Origin of the sequence: Nocardia jejuensis NBRC 103114 (assembly GCF_001613145.1) — a bacterium.
Taxonomy (GTDB): Bacteria; Actinomycetota; Actinomycetes; order Mycobacteriales; family Mycobacteriaceae; genus Nocardia; species Nocardia jejuensis.
Genome location: NZ_BDBU01000002.1, coordinates 1 through 15,783, shown reverse-complemented (window position 1 = coordinate 15,783; position 15,783 = coordinate 1). Strand labels below are relative to the sequence as shown.

The following is a 15,783-nucleotide window of genomic DNA, read 5'->3' as shown; positions in this document are numbered from 1 at the left end:
GCTCTACGCGACAGCGGGATTCGCGGTGACGCACGCTGCCGCCGCGCCCGAGGCGAATCCGCTCGGGGTCTTCGGCCACGATCCGTGGTGGCTGGTGCTGGTCAAGTCGGTCGGCATCTTCGTGTTCCTGCTGCTCATTCCGATGATCGCGGTGTACGCCGAGCGAAAGATCGTGGCGTTCATGCAGATGCGCGTCGGCCCCAACCGGGTCGGCCCGCGCGGCAGCCTGCAATCCATCGCCGACGGCGTGAAGATGCTGCTCAAGGAAGACATCGTCCCGGCCATCGTGGACAAGCCCATCTTCATTCTCGCGCCGGTCATTTCGCTGATCCCGGCCGTGATGGCGTTCGCGGTGATCCCGTTCGGGCCCGAGGTCTCGATGTTCGGGCACCGCACTCCGCTGCAGCTGACCGATATGCCGGTGGGCGTGCTCTACGTGCTGGCCATGGCTTCGGTCGGCGTGTACGGCATCGTGCTGGCGGGCTGGGCGTCCGGATCCACCTACCCGCTGCTGGGCGGGCTGCGCTCCACCGCGCAGGTGATCTCGTACGAGATCGCCATGGCGCTGTGCTTCGCGGCGGTGTTCCTGCTGTCCGGCACCATGGCCACCTCGGGAATCGTCAAGGCGCAGGAGGGAACCTGGTACGTCTTCCTGCTGCTGCCCTCGTTCCTGATCTACGCCGTCTCCATGGTCGGTGAGACCAACCGCGCGCCCTTCGACCTCCCCGAGGCCGAGGGCGAGCTGGTCGGCGGCTTCCACACCGAGTACTCCTCGCTCAAGTTCGCCATGTTCATGATGGCCGAATACATCAACATGGCAACGGTTTCCGCGCTGGCGACCACGCTGTTCTTCGGCGGCTGGCACGCACCGTTCCCGATCAGCCTGTGGGCGGGCGCGAACTCCGGCTGGTGGCCGATGCTGTGGTTCACCGCCAAGGTGTGGGGCTTCCTGTTCGTGTTCATCTGGCTGCGCGGCACGCTGCCGCGACTGCGCTACGACCAGTTCATGAATCTCGGCTGGAAGCTGCTGATTCCGGTCTCGCTGGCCTGGGTCATGTTCGTGGCGACCCTGCGGGCGCTGCAGAACGAGGGCATCCACGTGCAGACCTGGGGCATGGTCGTCGGCGGACTACTCATCTCGGGCCTGATCGTCGGGATGTTCCTGCGCGCCGGGCATGCGGGCGACGATCGCAGCAAGGCCGCGCCCGATGAGCACGCCACCTCCGCGTACGCGGACTTCCCGGTGCCGCCCATGCCCGCCGAACCGGCCGCGAGCGGCCCGAAACCCGGTCTGCTGGAACCGCTCGGCGGCTTCTTCGTCACCGCGGCCACCATGTTCAAGAAGCCGAACACCGAGCTGTACCCCGAGGTCAAGACCCCGACCCAGCCGCGCTATCACGGGCGGCATCAGCTCAATCGGCATCCCGACGGGCTGGAGAAGTGCATCGGCTGCGAGCTGTGCGCCTGGGCGTGCCCGGCGGACGCCATCTATGTCGAGGGCGCGGACAACACCGAGGACGCGCGCTTCTCGCCCGGTGAGCGGTACGGGCGGGTCTATCAGATCAACTACCTGCGCTGCATCGGGTGCGGCCTCTGCATCGAGGCGTGCCCGACCCGGGCGCTGACCATGACCAACGAGTACGAGATGGCCGACGACAATCGCGCGGATCTGATCCTGGAGAAGACGGATCTGCTCGCGCCGATGCTCGCGGGCATGGCGCCGCCGCCGCACGATATGTACCCCGGCGCGGACGAGGGTTCGTACTACCGCGGTGAAGTACCGGGCGCGGCAACCGAAATGGCCGTCAGCGAAGGAGGAAAGCGGTGATGAACCCGGCCGATGTCCATGCGGCACAGGAGGTGCTCACGCACACCTCCTCCGGTGAGGCCGTGCAGTTCTGGATCCTGTCGGTGGTGGCGGTGCTCGGCGCGCTGGGCATGGTGTGCGCCCGCAAGGCCGTGCACTCCGCACTCTGCCTGGCCGCCACCATGATCACGCTCTCGGCGTTCTACATCGCGCAGAACGCCCTGTTCCTGGGCATCGTGCAGATCGTCGTCTACACCGGTGCGGTCATGATGCTCTTCCTGTTCGTGCTCATGCTGGTCGGCGTCGATTCGCAGGAGTCCCTGCGCGAGACGCTGCGCGGGCAGCGGCTCGCGGTGCTGTTCGTCGGCATCGGGTTCGGCATGCTCGTCATCGCGGCCGTCGCGCGCGGCATGTCCGAGACCAGCGTCGCGGAGACCGGTGCGGGCCTGGGCGGCGACGACGCCATCGGCGCGCTGGCCGAGCTGCTCTTCGTGCGGTACGTGTGGGCGTTCGAGCTGACCGGCGCACTGCTGATCACCGCGACCGTGGGCGCCATGGTGCTGGCACACCGGGAGCGGTTCGGGCCGCCGAGTGGCCAACGCGCGCAGTCGATCCGGCGATTCAAGGACGGTTCGCGGGTCACACCGCTGCCGACGCCGGGCGTGTACGCGCGCCACAACGCCGTCGACGCGCCCGCTCGGCTGCCGGACGGCTCGTTCGAGGAGCTGTCGGTCAGCACGATCCTGCGGCACCGGCGCGACCGCGCCCACACCGAGGCCGTGGTCCGGACCGTCGGCACGAACGGCAACGCCGCGCACGGCCCGGAGAGCAACGGCGGCAACGGCTCCCATGCCGGAACCGACGGCGCCGGCGCGCATGACGAAGACCCCCGTGGCGGCCAAGACGACCAGGAAGGCTCGCGGTGAACCCGGACAACTATCTGTATCTCTCGGCATTGCTGTTCACCGTCGGCGCGGCCGGAGTGCTGGTGCGGCGCAACGCGATCGTGGTGTTCATGTGCATCGAGCTCATGCTCAACGCGGTCAATCTCTCCTTCGTCACCTTCGCCCGGTTGCACGGCAATCTGGACGGTCAGGTGTTCGCGTTCTTCACCATGGTGGTCGCCGCCGCAGAGGTCGTCGTCGGCCTGGCCATCATCATGACCATCTTCCGCGCCCGTCGCTCGACCTCGGTCGACGACGCCAACCTGCTGCGGTACTGATATGAGTACCGCACAGATGATGCTGTGGCTGCTGCCCGCCCTGCCCTTGGGCGGCGCCGTATCCCTGCTGCTGCTGGGACGATTCAGCGATAAAATGGGTCACCTGCTGGGAACCGTGCTCGCGCTCGGATCCTTCGGGGTGGCCGCCTGGGCGTTCCTGGAGATGCTGGACCGAGCCGACGCGCAACGGGCGGTGCACTACAACCTCTTCAGCTGGCTGCCGGTCACGGGATTGCAGGTGGACTTCGCGCTGCAACTCGATCAGCTCTCGATGTGCTTCGCGCTCTTGATCACCGGTGTCGGATCGCTGATCCACATCTATTCGATCGGCTACATGAGCCATGACCCGGAGCGGCGGCGCTTCTTCGCCTACCTCAACCTGTTCCTGGCCGCGATGCTGGTGCTGGTCCTCGCGGACAACTTCCTGGTGCTGTACCTCGGGTGGGAAGGCGTGGGCCTGGCGTCCTACCTGCTGATCGGATTCTGGAACCACAAGCCCTCGGCCGCGACCGCGGCCAAGAAGGCGTTCGTGGTCAACCGGGTCGGCGATATGGGCCTGGCCATCGCACTGATGATCATGTTCGCCACCTTCGGCTCGGTCGACTACCGCACCGTGTTCGGAGCGGCGGATCAGGCGAGCTCCGGAACCCTCACGGGCATCGGGCTTCTGCTGCTGCTGGGCGCGTGCGGCAAGTCCGCGCAGGTACCACTGCAGGCCTGGCTCGGGGACGCGATGGAGGGTCCGACTCCCGTGTCCGCGCTCATCCACGCGGCCACCATGGTCACCGCCGGCGTGTATCTCATCGCACGGGCCAATCCGATCTTCGATCTGGCTCCCGCCGCGCAGAGTGCGGTGATGGCGGTCGGGGCGGTGACGCTGCTGTACGGCGCGATCATCGGCTGCGCCAAGGACGACATCAAGAAGGCCCTCGCCGCCTCGACCATGAGCCAGATCGGCTATATGGTGCTCGCGGCCGGACTCGGTCCGGTCGGTTACGCGGCGGCGATCATGCACCTGCTCACGCACGGCTTCTTCAAGGCCGGATTGTTCCTCGGCGCGGGTTCGGTCATGCACGCCATGGACGACGAGACCGATATGCGGCGCTACGGCGGGCTGCGCAAGCTGCTGCCCATCACGTACGTCACCTTCGGGCTGGGTTACCTTGCGATCCTTGGTGTTCCGCCGTTCGCGGGCTTCTTCTCCAAGGATCGGATCATCGAGGCGGCGTTCGCGCACGGTGGTTTCGGCGGCATCGTCACCGGCCTGGCGGCGCTCGCGGGCGCGGGCATCACCGCGTTCTACATGACGCGCGTCATGCTGTTCACCTTCTTCGGCGAGCAGCGCTGGAAAGAGGGCACACACCCGCACGAGTCACCCGCCTCGATGACGGGCCCGATGATCCTGCTGGCGTTCGGTTCGGTGTTCTCCGGCGGCCTGCTGGCGTACGGGTCCTCGCTGCAGAACTGGCTGGCTCCGGTGGTCGGCACGCATCACGGTGAACCGGTCATCCCGGCCTGGGCGATCACCTTCTTCGCCCTCGCGGTGGTCGCCGCGGGCGTGTGGGTGGCCTACGACCAGTACGCCAGGGGGGCCATCCCCGAAACCGCCACGGCGGGAACGCCACTCACCGAAGCCGCCCGCCGCGACCTGTACGGCGACGACTTCAACGAGGCCGCGTTCATGCGTCCCGGCCGGCATCTGACCCGCTCGCTGGTCTTCCTCGACAGCCGCGGTATCGACGGTCTGGTCAACACCACCGCCGCGGTCATCGGCGGCCTGTCCGCACGAGTGCGCCAGGTGCAGACCGGCTTCGTGCGTTCCTACGCCCTGTCCATGTTCACCGGCGCGGCCCTGGTGGCCGCCGCCCTGCTGGCGGTGAGGTTGCTGTGAGGGATTTGCCTTGGCTCACGATGCTCTGGGTGGTTCCACTCGCGGGAGCCGCACTGGTGCTGTTGTTTCCGGCGGCCTGGCGCACGGCGGCGCGATCCTTCGCGCTGGTCGTCTCGCTGGCCGCCCTCGGTATCGGGATCTGGCTCGCCACCCAGTTCGAACCCGGCGGTGAGCAGTACCAATTCGTCGAATCACGCACGTGGATACCGGCTTTCGGCGCGGGCTACACCGTCGGCATGGACGGCATCGCGCTGGTGCTGGTGCTCCTGACCGCCGCTCTGGTGCCGCTGCTGCTGCTGGCCGGCTGGCAGGACGAGCGCGAGGTCGGCACCGGAGCACGGGTGACGCACTACTACGTGGCCCTGACGCTGGTCGTCGAGGCGATGGTGCTGATCTCCTTCGTCTCGCTGGACATCCTGCTGTTCTATGTGTTCTTCGAGGTCATGCTCATCCCGATGTATTTCCTCATCGGTGGATTCGGGCCGAGGACGAGCGATGTCGCGGTGCGGCAGCAGCGGTCCCGGGCCGCGGTGAAGTTCCTGCTGTACAACCTGTTCGGCGGGCTCATCATGCTCGCGGCGGTGATCGGGCTGTACGTGATCACCGCGCGGGAGAAGCTCGGCGTCGACGGAGCCGGGACGTTCGATTTCCGAATCGTCATGCAGGCGGCCAACTCCGGGCAGCTCGGGGCCGCGCCCGCGGTGCTGAACGCGCTGTTCCTGGGCTTCATGTTCGCGTTCGCGGTGAAGGCGCCGCTGTGGCCGCTGCACACGTGGCTGCCGGACGCGGCGGTATCGGCCACTCCCGCCAGCGCGGTGCTCATGATGGCGGTCGTGGACAAGGTCGGCACCTTCGGCATGCTGCGCTACTGCCTGCTGCTGTTCCCCTCCGCCTCCGCCACGTACGCGCCGGTGATCAGCGTGCTCGCGGTGATCGGGATCATCTACGGCGCGCTGCTGGCGATCGGGCAGACCGACGTCATGCGGCTGATCGCGTACACCTCGATCTCGCACTTCGGATTCATCATCCTGGGCATCTTCGCGATGACCACCCAGGGCGGAACCGGGGCGACGCTCTACATGGTCAATCACGGCATCTCGACCGCGGCGCTGTTCCTCATCGCCGGATTCCTGGTGTCGCGCAGGGGAACCCGCCTCATCGCCGACTACGGCGGCGTGCAGAAGGTCGCGCCGATTCTGGCGGGCACCTTCTTCATCTCCGGTCTGGCGACGCTGTCGCTGCCGGGACTCGCGCCGTTCGTCAGCGAATTCATGGTCCTGATCGGAACCTTCACGCGATACCCGGTGGCGGCGATCTTCGCCTCCACCGCGCTCGTGCTCGCGGCGCTCTACGTGCTGTGGATGTACCAGCGGATGATGACCGGTCCGGTCAAGGCGGGCAACGAGAAGCTCTACGATCTGCTGCCCCGGGAAATGGTGGTGGTGGTCCCGCTGATCGCGGCGCTGCTGTTCCTGGGCGCGTATCCGAAACCCGCGCTGGACCGGATCGATCCGGCCGTGGCACGCACGCTCACCACGATCGGACAGCACGATCCGGCCCCGGCCGTGAAACCGGAAGCCGCCACAACGCCTAGCGGAGGTGCTCACAAGTGAGCGGAACACCCCTGAATGTCGACTCGGCCACGATCCTCGCCGCCGCGGTGCCCGCACCGAGCATCGAGTGGCGGGACCTGTCACCGATGCTCATCGTGTTCGGTGTCGCGGTGGCCGGGGTGCTCGTGGAGGCGTTCGCGCCCCGCGCGGCCCGGTATGTGCTGCAGGTGATTCTGGCGCTGGGCGGTATGGGCGTCGCGTTCGGCGCGGTCATCGGATTGCGCGGCACGAACGAGACAGCCGTGGTGGGCGCGGTGGCCGTCGACGGGGTGACCCTGTTCATGCAGGGCACCATCCTGGTGGTCTCGATCCTGGGACTGCTGTTCATCGCCGAGCGGCGAGCCGATCGGCAGCCCGTCCACCGAGAGGGGCCGGGCACCTGGAGTCTGGCCGCCTCGCGCGGGGTCGACGCCTTCGCCCCGCAGGCCGCGTCCATGCCCGGCAGCTCCGACGAGATCGCCGCGACCAAGGCCGGAATCGCCACCACCGAGGTCTTCCCGCTCACCATGTTCGCGGTGGCCGGGCTCATGTTGTTCCCGGCCTCCAACGATCTGCTGACCATGTTCGTCGCGCTCGAGGTGCTCTCGCTGCCGCTGTACCTGCTGTGCGGGCTGGCGCGGCGTCGGCGGCTGCTCTCGCAGGAGGCCGCGCTCAAGTACTTCCTGCTCGGGGCGTTCTCCTCGGCGTTCTTCCTCTACGGAATGGCGCTGCTGTACGGGTACGCGGGCACGGTGCGACTCAGCGGTATCGCGGATGCCGTTGCGCGCGACGGCGGTACGTCGCACACGCTCGCCGTCCTGGGGGTCGGGCTGCTCGCGGTGGGACTGCTGTTCAAGATCGGCGCGGTGCCGTTCCAGTCCTGGGTGCCCGATGTGTACCAGGGCGCGCCGACCTCGATCACCGCGTTCATGGCCGCGGCCACCAAGATCGCGGCGGTGGGTGCGCTGCTGCGGGTGCTGTACGTCGCGGTGCCGGGGCTGCGCGACGATTGGCGGCCGGTGCTCGGGGCGATCGCCATCGCCACCATGATCGTGGGCGCGGTGCTGGCCATCACGCAGACCGATATGAAGCGCATGCTCGCGTATTCGTCCGTGGCGCATGCCGGTTTCATTCTGACGGCGCTGGTGGCGGCCAACGACCAGGGCATCTCCTCGGTGCTGTTCTATCTGTCGGTCTACGGGCTGGGCACACTGGGCGCGTTCGCGATCGTCAGCCTGGTCCGGGACGAGAACGGCGACGAGGCAACGACTCTCGCGTCCTGGGCGGGGATGGGGCGGCGCTCGCCCTGGCTGGCGACGATCTTCTCGCTGTTCCTGCTGTCCTTCGCGGGCATCCCGCTCACTAGCGGGTTCATCGCCAAGTTCGCGGTGTTCGCGGCGGCTTCCGCGGGCGGGTCCACGCCGCTGGTGATCGTCGGTGTGATCTGCAGTGCGATCGCGGCGTTCTTCTACATTCGCGTCATCGTGCTCATGTTCTTCACCGACGCACCCACTGCGCCACCGGTCCTGGTGTTCCCGACCATGACGACCACGCTGGTCGCGGTCACCGCGGCGGCGACGCTGGTGCTCGGCATCTTCCCGCAGCCGCTGCTGGATCTCGCGGAGAGTGCGTCGAGCTTCGCTCGCTGAGTGGTTGTCCGATTACCGAAAGGCCCGCCGTAATCCAGGGCGGGCCTTTCGGTTTCGATGCCGAGGTTGCCCCGGGTCTGGACCGCTTCAGCGCTGAGGCCGGGGCGCGGGTCGTGGCCGGGGCGCGGGTCGTAGCCGAGTCGCGGGTCGTAGCCGAGTCGCGGGTCGTAGCCGAGTCGCGGGTCGTAGCCGAGTCGCGGGTCGTAGCCGAGGCGCGGGTCGTAGCCGAGGCGCGGGTCGTAGCCAGGGCGCGGGTCGTAGCCAGGGCGCGGGTCGTGGCCGGGGTACTCGGGTCGAGCCAGGGTCGCGGGTCGAGGCGGGGTCGCGGGCGAGGTCGGGGGCGGAGGCGGGGCAGGCGAGGAGCGCTTGCTCAACTCTTCTGGTCGGCGATCGAGGACCACAGGGTGTGCAGCGACCGGAGAAACGCTGTGCGATCGGCGGCCGGGAGTTGGTCCAGCAGAAGGTTTTCCTTCTCTTGGATCTCGGCTTGGGCGCGGTCGCGGAGGGTGCGGCCGGCGGGGGTGAGCGAGAGCAGGCGGGCGCGGCGGTCGGCGGGGTCGGGGTCGCGGCGGATCAGGGCCCGATGCTGGAGCTCGTCGAGGACGCCGATGATGCGGGTCTTGTCGGCGCCGATCGCCTTGGCCAGGGCAGCCTGGGTGTAGACGGGTTCGTCACCGAGGCCGAGCAGGACCACGTAGCCCCACATGGACAGGTCGTGGCGTTCCAGCACCGGCAGTTCCGCGGTGGCGAGGGCACGGCCCAGCGGCAGGAGCATCGCGGCGAGATCGGGGCGCTGGGCGTGCGGCATGTATCGAAAATACAGCTTGGCTTATCGTAAGCTGAAGCATACGATATGCAGCAGCTTATCAATTGGATCGAGAGGACCGCACGATGACCACCGATTCCACAGCAGCCGACACCACGCGGGAACTGAACTCGCTCGACACCCTGGGAGCCGGGATCGACCTGATCTCGGTGCACGCGCGAGCCCTCCGAGCCAGCATCGATGTCGTATCCGCCGTCACGACAGCCGATCTCGTCAAGCCCACCCCGTGTGCGGACTGGACCCTGCACGGGCTGCTCACCCATTCGATCGCCCAGCACCACGGGTTCGCCGCCGCGTCACGCGGCAACGGCGATCCGGCGCTGTGGAAAGTGCGACCGCTCGGGCCGGACCCCGTCGCGGAGTATCGCGCCGCCGCGGAACACGTCGTGGCCGCCTTCGCCGAGGACGGTGTCCTCGACCGCCAGTTCCCCCTTCCGGAGTTCACCACCGATTTCACCTTCTCCGGCAGACAGGCCGTCAGCTTCCATTTCATCGACTACGTCGTGCACACCTGGGACCTCGCCCGAACCCTCGGGCGGACGATCACGTTCGATGACGACGTCCTCGCGGCCGCCCTCCCCATCGCCCGGTCCGTCCCCGGCGGCGCACTCCGCACCGCTCCCGGAGCGGCCTTCGCCCCCGAGGTGCCATGGTCCGGAAACTCCGCCCTCGACGACATCCTCGCCATGCTCGGCCGCTCCCCCAACTGGCCGGGCTGACCGGTCTGTGACCGTCCGCCCCGAATCAGCTGCCGCACACCATGAGTAGTCAGCGGGCACACCCCGAACTCAGGGGGTTGGACGACTTCCGAGAGTGGCTACTCATCAAGAATGAAGGCCGCGGAATGCAACTCGCCTGGCGAGCCCTACTCGAAGATATCGCGCTGCAGGACAGCGAATTCGGCGTCGACCGCACCCTGGAGCCGGAAGCGCACCTGCTAGCAATGATTTTCGAACTGCTCGACGCCTTCCTCTCCGAGCGCGAAACGGCGAGGTAAACCGCTGCAGGCTACCGAGAACCAGGATCTGATGGATTCGCCGAGCCGAGCAGGCGGAATGTCCGCTACTGCCGATGAGCGAGTGGTCTGCCGAAGATCGAAGGGTAGGAGAGCATCTCGGCAGTTGGGGCTGGGCATGATCAGCGAAACTGGTCCGTTCAGGGCAAGGTAGTTGACCTATCGCACAATAGAAAGTGCTCATGTTGGTCGAAACTGAGAAAGTCGAGCACATCGCCACCGTTGCAGCATCGTTCGACTGGAGCTGGACCGAGGATGACCTCATCCCGCTGTGCGATGTGCTCGGGTGGGCAGGGGTTGTCAGCCGAACCAAGCGAACGGCGACCCTCCGCACCGATCTCTCAGCGGCGCAGTCCCAGGCGTATTGGCGCGACTGGGACCAGGGCGGCATCGGTGCGCTGATCATGGTCGTCACTGACCAGGTCGATGCGAGCGACGGCGCGGCAATACAGCGGCTGCACGGCGAATACGACACTCTGGTGGCCCGCCTGGCAACTGTGCTGGGCCCGCCCCACGATGTTCGACGGGGACCGAAGCCAAAGGCGCGGTGGGACCGCAACAATCTGGTTGTCCGGCTCTATGTGCTGCGCGGATACATCAACCTCTACCTGGTCAACCCCGCCTACCAGGGATGGCTCGACACCCCGGACGACTTCGCGGCGTACTGAGCTGGCACGAATCGGTTCCACGAAATCCGAGCGATCGATGTGGGACACATGGCGTATTCGGGCTGGGGCTATCTCGATCATCTGCAACGCACTGGAACGCCGAGTTCGCGCGATCGATGGTCGGTCGGCGGCCTCTCTGGAACTAAGACACGATCAGACCTATTTCATGGATATCGTCGTTCTCATCAGCGAATCGATGGAGGACATACGTTGACCAGCAACACTTCCGAGCATGTGCCCGCCGGCTACGCGAGCGTGACGCCGTGGATCAGTGGACCCGATACCGGTGCGCTCATGGACTTCCTGAGCGAGGCGTTCGAGGCGCAGGAACTGGCGCGCATTGCCAACGCGGACGGGAGCATCGGACACGCGGAGGCGCGGATCGGTGATTCGGTGGTGATGGCTTTCGACTCTCGGCCGGGGTGGCCGGTGACGCCCTCGCTGATCCGGCTGTTCGTCGCGGATGCCGATGCGGTCTACGAGCAGGCGCTCAGGGCCGGGGCCACGTCGGTCACCGCGGTGACGGAGCTGTTCTTCGGGGATCGAGTCGGACGGGTGCGCGATCCGTTCGGCAATATCTGGTGGATCCAGGCGCATGTGAAAGATATTCCGGCGGAACAGTTTGCGGCTGCGGCGAGCGATCCCGGCGCGATCGAAGCGATGACCTACTTGCAGACCTCGCTCGATGCGGAACTTCGCGGTCGGTCGCACTGAAAGTCGTTGCGGCCCGGTCTTGCTCCCGCATTCAGCAGCAGGAGCCGGGCCGATCCACTCGCTGATGCGTGGCGCTGAAGGAGTGTGGACGCCGAGCGATCGCTCGGCCGGAGACGCGACAGCAGTCCGACACCTCCGGTCCAACGGCCGCCCGATCCTCGATCTCACGCTGCCTCGGCGACGGTATCGCCGGACCGCAGCTCGAGATCAATTGCCGTGCTCGCCGGGGTCGGTCCGCGCCACGCGTGAACACGCGGGAGACCCGCGCGCGCAGCCGCCGCGGGACGTCCAGCCGACCCACTCCCAGGACTCGGTCGTCAGCGGTGCGAGGATGGCCCGGTGCGCGTACTCGTCACCGGTGCAGGTGGATATCTCGGGCGAGCCGTCGTCGCGGCCCTCGGTTCGGCGGGGCACGACGTGGTCGCCATGGTGCATACGCCGGGTGCGCCGATTCCCGGGGCGGCCGAGGTTCGGGTCGCGGATGTGCTCGAGGCGGGTGCGCTTCGGCGGGCGATGGAGGGTGTCGACGCGGTGGCTCATCTCGCGGGGCTGGCTCGCGCTCGCGAGTCTCTCACCGAGCCGCTGCGGTATTTCCGGGTGAATACCAGCGGCACGATCGGGGTGCTCGAGGCCATGGCGGCCGCGGGGGTGACGCGTCTGGCGTTCGCGTCGACGGCGGCGATCTACGCGAGCTCACCGGATCGCGCCCTGACCGAGGATGCTCCCGACGCACCGCCGCACCCGTATGCCGCCAGCAAGCTCGCCGCCGAACTCGCCGTCGAGGCCGAGGCCGGGGCAACCGGCTTGTCCGCCACGGTGATCCGGTTGTTGAACCTGACCGGTGGGACCGGGGCGAACCCGTCCGGGCTGGTACCCCGGACGCTGGACGCCGTGGTGACAGGCACTCCCCTGACGATCAATGGCGACGGCACTGCGATTCGCGACTATCTGCACGTGGCCGATGCGGCGACCGCCTTCGTCGCGGCACTGGACCGCACCACATCCGGCGCCACCCGGTACAACATCGGAAGTGGCACCGGCACCAGCATTCTCGATGTGGTCGCCGCCGTGGAGCGGGTCACCGGGCGGCGCGTTCCGATCCGGCACAACCCGCCGGTACCCGAGTCGGCGGCACTCGTGTGCGATCCAGCCAAGGCGCGCCGCGAATTGTCCTGGACCCCCGCGCATTCCGATCTGGACCGGATCATCGCCGAAGCCTGGCAGGCGATGTCGCGGCAGCCGTAGGTCAGTGGTCGAGTTCGGCCAGGACTCGCAGGATGAGCGCTCGGGCTTCACGGCCGTAGACCGCGGCGCCCTTGAGGACCTCGAACATGCGGGCGTACTGCAGGCGTTCGTCGGGGCGGGTGACTTGGATACTGGCGGTGGGGGTTTCGAGGGCGACGAGATCGTCGTCGAAGATCCAGAAACCCGCGGAGGCCACGGCTTCACGCTCGCGCATGAGAGGGATGATGCCGAGCGAAAGATTGGGCAGAGCCATCAGTTCCAGCAGTCGGCCGAGCTGACCGGCCTGTACCTCCCGGGTGCCGAACCAGGTGCGCAGCGCCTGCTCCTCGAGCACGACGACGAAGCGTTTACCGCCGCGCTGCAGGATGCGCTGACGCTCCATGCGCACCGCGACGGCTTCCTCCGCGTCATTGGGCGTGCCGAGGAATCGAATCCAGAACGCCAGCATGGCCGCCGAATACTCCGCGGTCTGGAACAGACCGGGAATCACATTGTGCTCATAGATCCGGAAGACGCTGGTCTGCTGGTATCTGCGCGGGGTGTGCGCGCCCAGCACCCGCTTCATTCCGGCCCGCGATTCGCGGCGGAACTCGAGATACGCCGAATCCACCGCGTGCAGGGTCGCGAGCAGATCCTGGACCTGATCCTCGGCGCCGCAGGCGCGGCACCACTCCCGGATGTCATGGTCCGAGGGCGGCTGCACGCCGTTCTCGATCTTCGACACCCGGGTGAAATGCTGGCCCGTGCTCACGCCGAGCTGGCGAACGGTCAGGGCTGCCCCGGTGCGCAATTCGCGCAGGCGTGCGCCGAGGGATCGTCGCGCCTCGGCGGCGGCGCTACTGGGGCTGGTAGTCACGATGCGGTACCGAGGATCGCCACACCGCCTCGAAAGCCGTGTGGCACAGGCGGATGTCGTGTGGATCGGTCGAGACGGACTTGCCGGCGGCGCCTCCGTCGCCGGTGTAGTGCAGGTAGATCACCAGTGCGGCATCCAGGAGATAGAAATCGTTGCCGGGCAACGCAATGGACGAGATCCGGCGGCGCGGCACCCAGCGGATGTCCTCCCCGGCCTCGACCAGCGCGTGAGCGATGCTGTGCGACCAGCGCTGGTACGCGCTCAGCGGTTCGGACACGATGCGTGCGCGCCGGATGGAGCGTCCCGCGCGCACGTGCGTGCCGAGGGTCGCGCGCCAGCCGTCGAGCCAGCTCAGGTCGTCCGGTTCGCCGGCCGACCACTTCGCCAGGTACGGAAGTTCCACCGTGGTGCCGTACGCATCACGGGTCTCCAGATGGACGGCCTCGCGATCGAATTCCCTCAGTAGACGGTCGAACTCGTCGTCACTGATCGAGATCACTGTCTCCCTGCCCGAAAAAGGGGATCAGACGGTCTGGAATCTCCACACATGATTCTCCTTCAGGAATGTCCATTCTGGCCAGAGCCGCGGGGTCGGTGACGACCCAGCCCTGCACCACCCACGAATCGCGATCGGTGCGATACAGGGTCGGAGATCCGGAAGGATTCGAGCCGGGGTCCTTGGCAATGAATGTAAGACGCATGAGCTGTCCCTGCCTTGTTGTTGCGGTCTGTTGCTCAGCGGAGTGTCAATCGTCGCGCCGCCCACCCGACACGTCAAGACGCGACACCCACGCGCGCGCCAGATGACCTGCGAACACGCCGTTTCGGTACAAAATCCGCTACGTTTCGCAACAACCTTCCGCCGCACCGACTTCGGCGCTTAGCGTTCACAGCGGATCCCACCGGAACGACGAGAGGAATGGGCAATGCGGCCAGTCCCGACAGCGATCGGATTCCTGCGGCACGATGTATCGGGGACTCGGCAGCGGGCAGATCAGCTCCAAATCCAGGAGCTCGCGCGGAAACTCGGCTACGACCTGCGCAAGACTCTCGTCTTCGGCCCCGACACCGACCGACCCCTGACCCGCGTTCGCACCGCGGTCTCGCGCCTGGACGCCGATGCGGTGATCACCCCGAACCTGGAACACTTCGACGGCCGCGTCCCCGACGATGTCGTTCGGGTAGCCGACCTCATCACCGTCACGCCGGAGAACACCTACACCCGTCACGCGCCCTCCCCCGGCGCCAACTGACTCGGCGGCAAACGCGGAGTCGCGGACCGGCTGCCGCATCGGGCAGTGAACGGCCGTTGCCGCAGAATGGAAGGCGTTGCGGGTGTCGGTCACGACCCACCGGGTGGCGGGTGCCGCCGCGTGCGCTGTGCGATGAATTCGCGCGGCGGGCGGCGTCTGCACTTTCGGACACTCATATCCGGAGGTGAAGCATGACCCGAAGCGATTCGACGACCCCCACGGTGCTGCTCGACGGGCTCGCGCTCGGAGAATCCCCGCGCTGGCACGACGGGCGTCTGTGGCTCTCGGATTGGCCGGCCGGACAGATACTCAGCGTGGACGTGCACGGCACGCCCACGGTCGAGCTGGAGATGTCGGGCCTGCCGTTCTGTTTCGACTGGCTGCCCGACGGCCGACTGCTCGTGGTGTCGAACGCCGACGGGCGCAGGCTGCTGCGCCGTGAACCCGACGGCACCCTCGTCACCCATGCCGATCTCGCGGGCATCTCCGAGTACCCGTGGAACGAGATCGTCGTCGACGCTCGGGGCAATGCCTACGTCAACAGCATCGGCTACGACATGATGAGCGGCCAGGAGCCCCGGCCCGGCATCCTCGCCGTGGTGGGACCCGACGGCGGCGCCCGGCAGATCGCCGAGGACCTGCACTTCCCCAACGGCATGGCCATCACCCCGGACGGCGGCACGCTGATCGTCGCCGAATCGCACGCGAAACGCCTGTCCGCCTTCGATATCCGCCCCGATGCCACCGTCGGGGACCGCCGGGTCTGGGCCGAGGTCGACGGCTATCCCGACGGCATCTGCATCGACGCCGAGGGTGCGGTGTGGGCCGCGGCGATGGACCGCTGCCTGCGAATCCACGAGGGCGGCAAGGAACTCGCGGAGGCGCCGATCGATCGCAGCGCGTTCGCCTGCATGCTGGGCGGGCCCGACGGGACCACGCTGTACATCGTGGCCGCGGAATGGAAAGGCGCGGAAGGCATGTCACCCGCCCATCGCACCGGGCAGATCCTCACCGCACGGGCGCCCGCACCACACGCCGGACGTCC

The 15,783-nt window shown here is 67.4% G+C and carries 17 protein-coding genes and 1 pseudogene; 14 read left to right on the top strand and 4 right to left on the bottom strand.

From position 1 onward, the window contains the following. Positions 1–25: 25 nt before the first annotated feature. The 7 genes and pseudogenes from nuoH to nuoN form a co-directional block, all read left to right on the top strand. Positions 26–1,264: pseudogene (gene nuoH, locus NJ1_RS00415) on the top strand (NADH-quinone oxidoreductase subunit NuoH); the annotation flags it as partial. Then, positions 1,253–1,828, top strand: coding sequence for an NADH-quinone oxidoreductase subunit NuoI (gene nuoI / locus NJ1_RS40310; protein WP_281202082.1), 576 nt, complete (start codon positions 1,253–1,255; stop codon positions 1,826–1,828). The pseudogene nuoH and the gene nuoI, both read left to right, overlap by 12 nt. Continuing rightward, positions 1,828–2,733 (top strand): NADH-quinone oxidoreductase subunit J, encoded by a 906-nt coding sequence (locus tag NJ1_RS00410; protein ID WP_084477592.1) that lies wholly within the window; start codon positions 1,828–1,830, stop codon positions 2,731–2,733. The genes nuoI and NJ1_RS00410 overlap by 1 nt, the downstream gene beginning before the upstream one ends. Further along, on the top strand, positions 2,730–3,029 hold the full coding sequence (gene nuoK, locus NJ1_RS00405; RefSeq protein WP_067685837.1) for an NADH-quinone oxidoreductase subunit NuoK: 300 nt from the start codon (positions 2,730–2,732) through the stop codon (positions 3,027–3,029). The genes NJ1_RS00410 and nuoK overlap by 4 nt, the downstream gene beginning before the upstream one ends. 19 nt (positions 3,030–3,048) lie before the next feature. Then, positions 3,049–4,920: an NADH-quinone oxidoreductase subunit L gene (gene nuoL, locus NJ1_RS00400; RefSeq protein WP_174557037.1), complete on the top strand. Its 1,872-nt coding sequence runs from the start codon at positions 3,049–3,051 to the stop codon at positions 4,918–4,920. Then, positions 4,917–6,533 carry an NADH-quinone oxidoreductase subunit M gene (locus NJ1_RS00395; protein ID WP_084477591.1) on the top strand — a complete coding sequence of 539 codons (1,617 nt, stop codon included), beginning with the start codon at positions 4,917–4,919 and terminating at the stop codon, positions 6,531–6,533. The genes nuoL and NJ1_RS00395 overlap by 4 nt, the downstream gene beginning before the upstream one ends. Before the next feature lie 11 nt (positions 6,534–6,544). Continuing rightward, positions 6,545–8,161 carry an NADH-quinone oxidoreductase subunit NuoN gene (nuoN, locus tag NJ1_RS00390; protein WP_067686755.1) on the top strand — a complete coding sequence of 539 codons (1,617 nt, stop codon included), beginning with the start codon at positions 6,545–6,547 and terminating at the stop codon, positions 8,159–8,161. A gap of 370 nt (positions 8,162–8,531) precedes the next feature. Here the strand turns inward: nuoN and NJ1_RS00385 are convergent, their stop codons facing one another. Continuing rightward, a complete protein-coding gene (locus tag NJ1_RS00385) occupies positions 8,532–8,969 on the bottom strand; it encodes a MarR family winged helix-turn-helix transcriptional regulator (RefSeq protein ID WP_067685831.1) in 438 nt (145 codons plus the stop codon). An 83-nt stretch (positions 8,970–9,052) separates the two neighbouring features. On the opposite strand from NJ1_RS00385, the gene NJ1_RS00380 reads away from it, so the two are divergent. From NJ1_RS00380 to NJ1_RS00360, 5 genes are all read left to right on the top strand, one after another. Beyond that, positions 9,053–9,706 (top strand): TIGR03086 family metal-binding protein, encoded by a 654-nt coding sequence (locus tag NJ1_RS00380; protein ID WP_084477589.1) that lies wholly within the window; start codon positions 9,053–9,055, stop codon positions 9,704–9,706. Between the two features lie 125 nt (positions 9,707–9,831). After that, entirely contained in the window at positions 9,832–9,984 is a 153-nt protein-coding gene (locus NJ1_RS00375; protein WP_157573662.1) for a hypothetical protein, read from the top strand. A 200-nt stretch (positions 9,985–10,184) separates the two neighbouring features. Beyond that, complete coding sequence (locus NJ1_RS00370; protein ID WP_067685827.1) at positions 10,185–10,670, top strand: DUF6301 family protein; 486 nt, start codon at positions 10,185–10,187, stop codon at positions 10,668–10,670. Positions 10,671–10,718: 48 nt separating this feature from the next. Beyond that, complete coding sequence (locus NJ1_RS00365; RefSeq protein ID WP_157573660.1) at positions 10,719–11,384, top strand: VOC family protein; 666 nt, start codon at positions 10,719–10,721, stop codon at positions 11,382–11,384. Between the two features lie 339 nt (positions 11,385–11,723). Further along, positions 11,724–12,629: an NAD-dependent epimerase/dehydratase family protein gene (locus NJ1_RS00360; RefSeq protein WP_067685823.1), complete on the top strand. Its 906-nt coding sequence runs from the start codon at positions 11,724–11,726 to the stop codon at positions 12,627–12,629. Between the two features lies 1 nt (position 12,630). On the opposite strand, the gene NJ1_RS00355 is transcribed toward NJ1_RS00360, so the two are convergent. The 3 genes from NJ1_RS00355 to NJ1_RS37715 are packed head-to-tail and all read right to left on the bottom strand — an operon-like array spanning position 12,631 to position 14,186. Further along, positions 12,631–13,485 carry a helix-turn-helix domain-containing protein gene (locus tag NJ1_RS00355; RefSeq protein WP_067685821.1) on the bottom strand — a complete coding sequence of 285 codons (855 nt, stop codon included), beginning with the start codon at positions 13,483–13,485 and terminating at the stop codon, positions 12,631–12,633. Beyond that, entirely contained in the window at positions 13,466–13,984 is a 519-nt protein-coding gene (locus NJ1_RS00350; protein ID WP_067685819.1) for a DUF6879 family protein, read from the bottom strand. Before NJ1_RS00350 ends, NJ1_RS00355 begins: the two co-directional genes overlap by 20 nt. Further along, on the bottom strand, positions 13,968–14,186 hold the full coding sequence (locus NJ1_RS37715) for a hypothetical protein (RefSeq protein WP_084477588.1): 219 nt from the start codon (positions 14,184–14,186) through the stop codon (positions 13,968–13,970). Before NJ1_RS37715 ends, NJ1_RS00350 begins: the two co-directional genes overlap by 17 nt. Positions 14,187–14,411: 225 nt before the next feature. Here NJ1_RS37715 and NJ1_RS00345 point away from each other — a divergent pair, with 225 nt between their 5' ends. Then, on the top strand, positions 14,412–14,738 hold the full coding sequence (locus NJ1_RS00345; protein WP_067685817.1) for a hypothetical protein: 327 nt from the start codon (positions 14,412–14,414) through the stop codon (positions 14,736–14,738). 191 nt (positions 14,739–14,929) lie between these two features. Next, positions 14,930–15,783: SMP-30/gluconolactonase/LRE family protein (locus NJ1_RS00340; RefSeq protein ID WP_067685815.1), on the top strand; the 854-nt coding region annotated here is incomplete at its 3' end.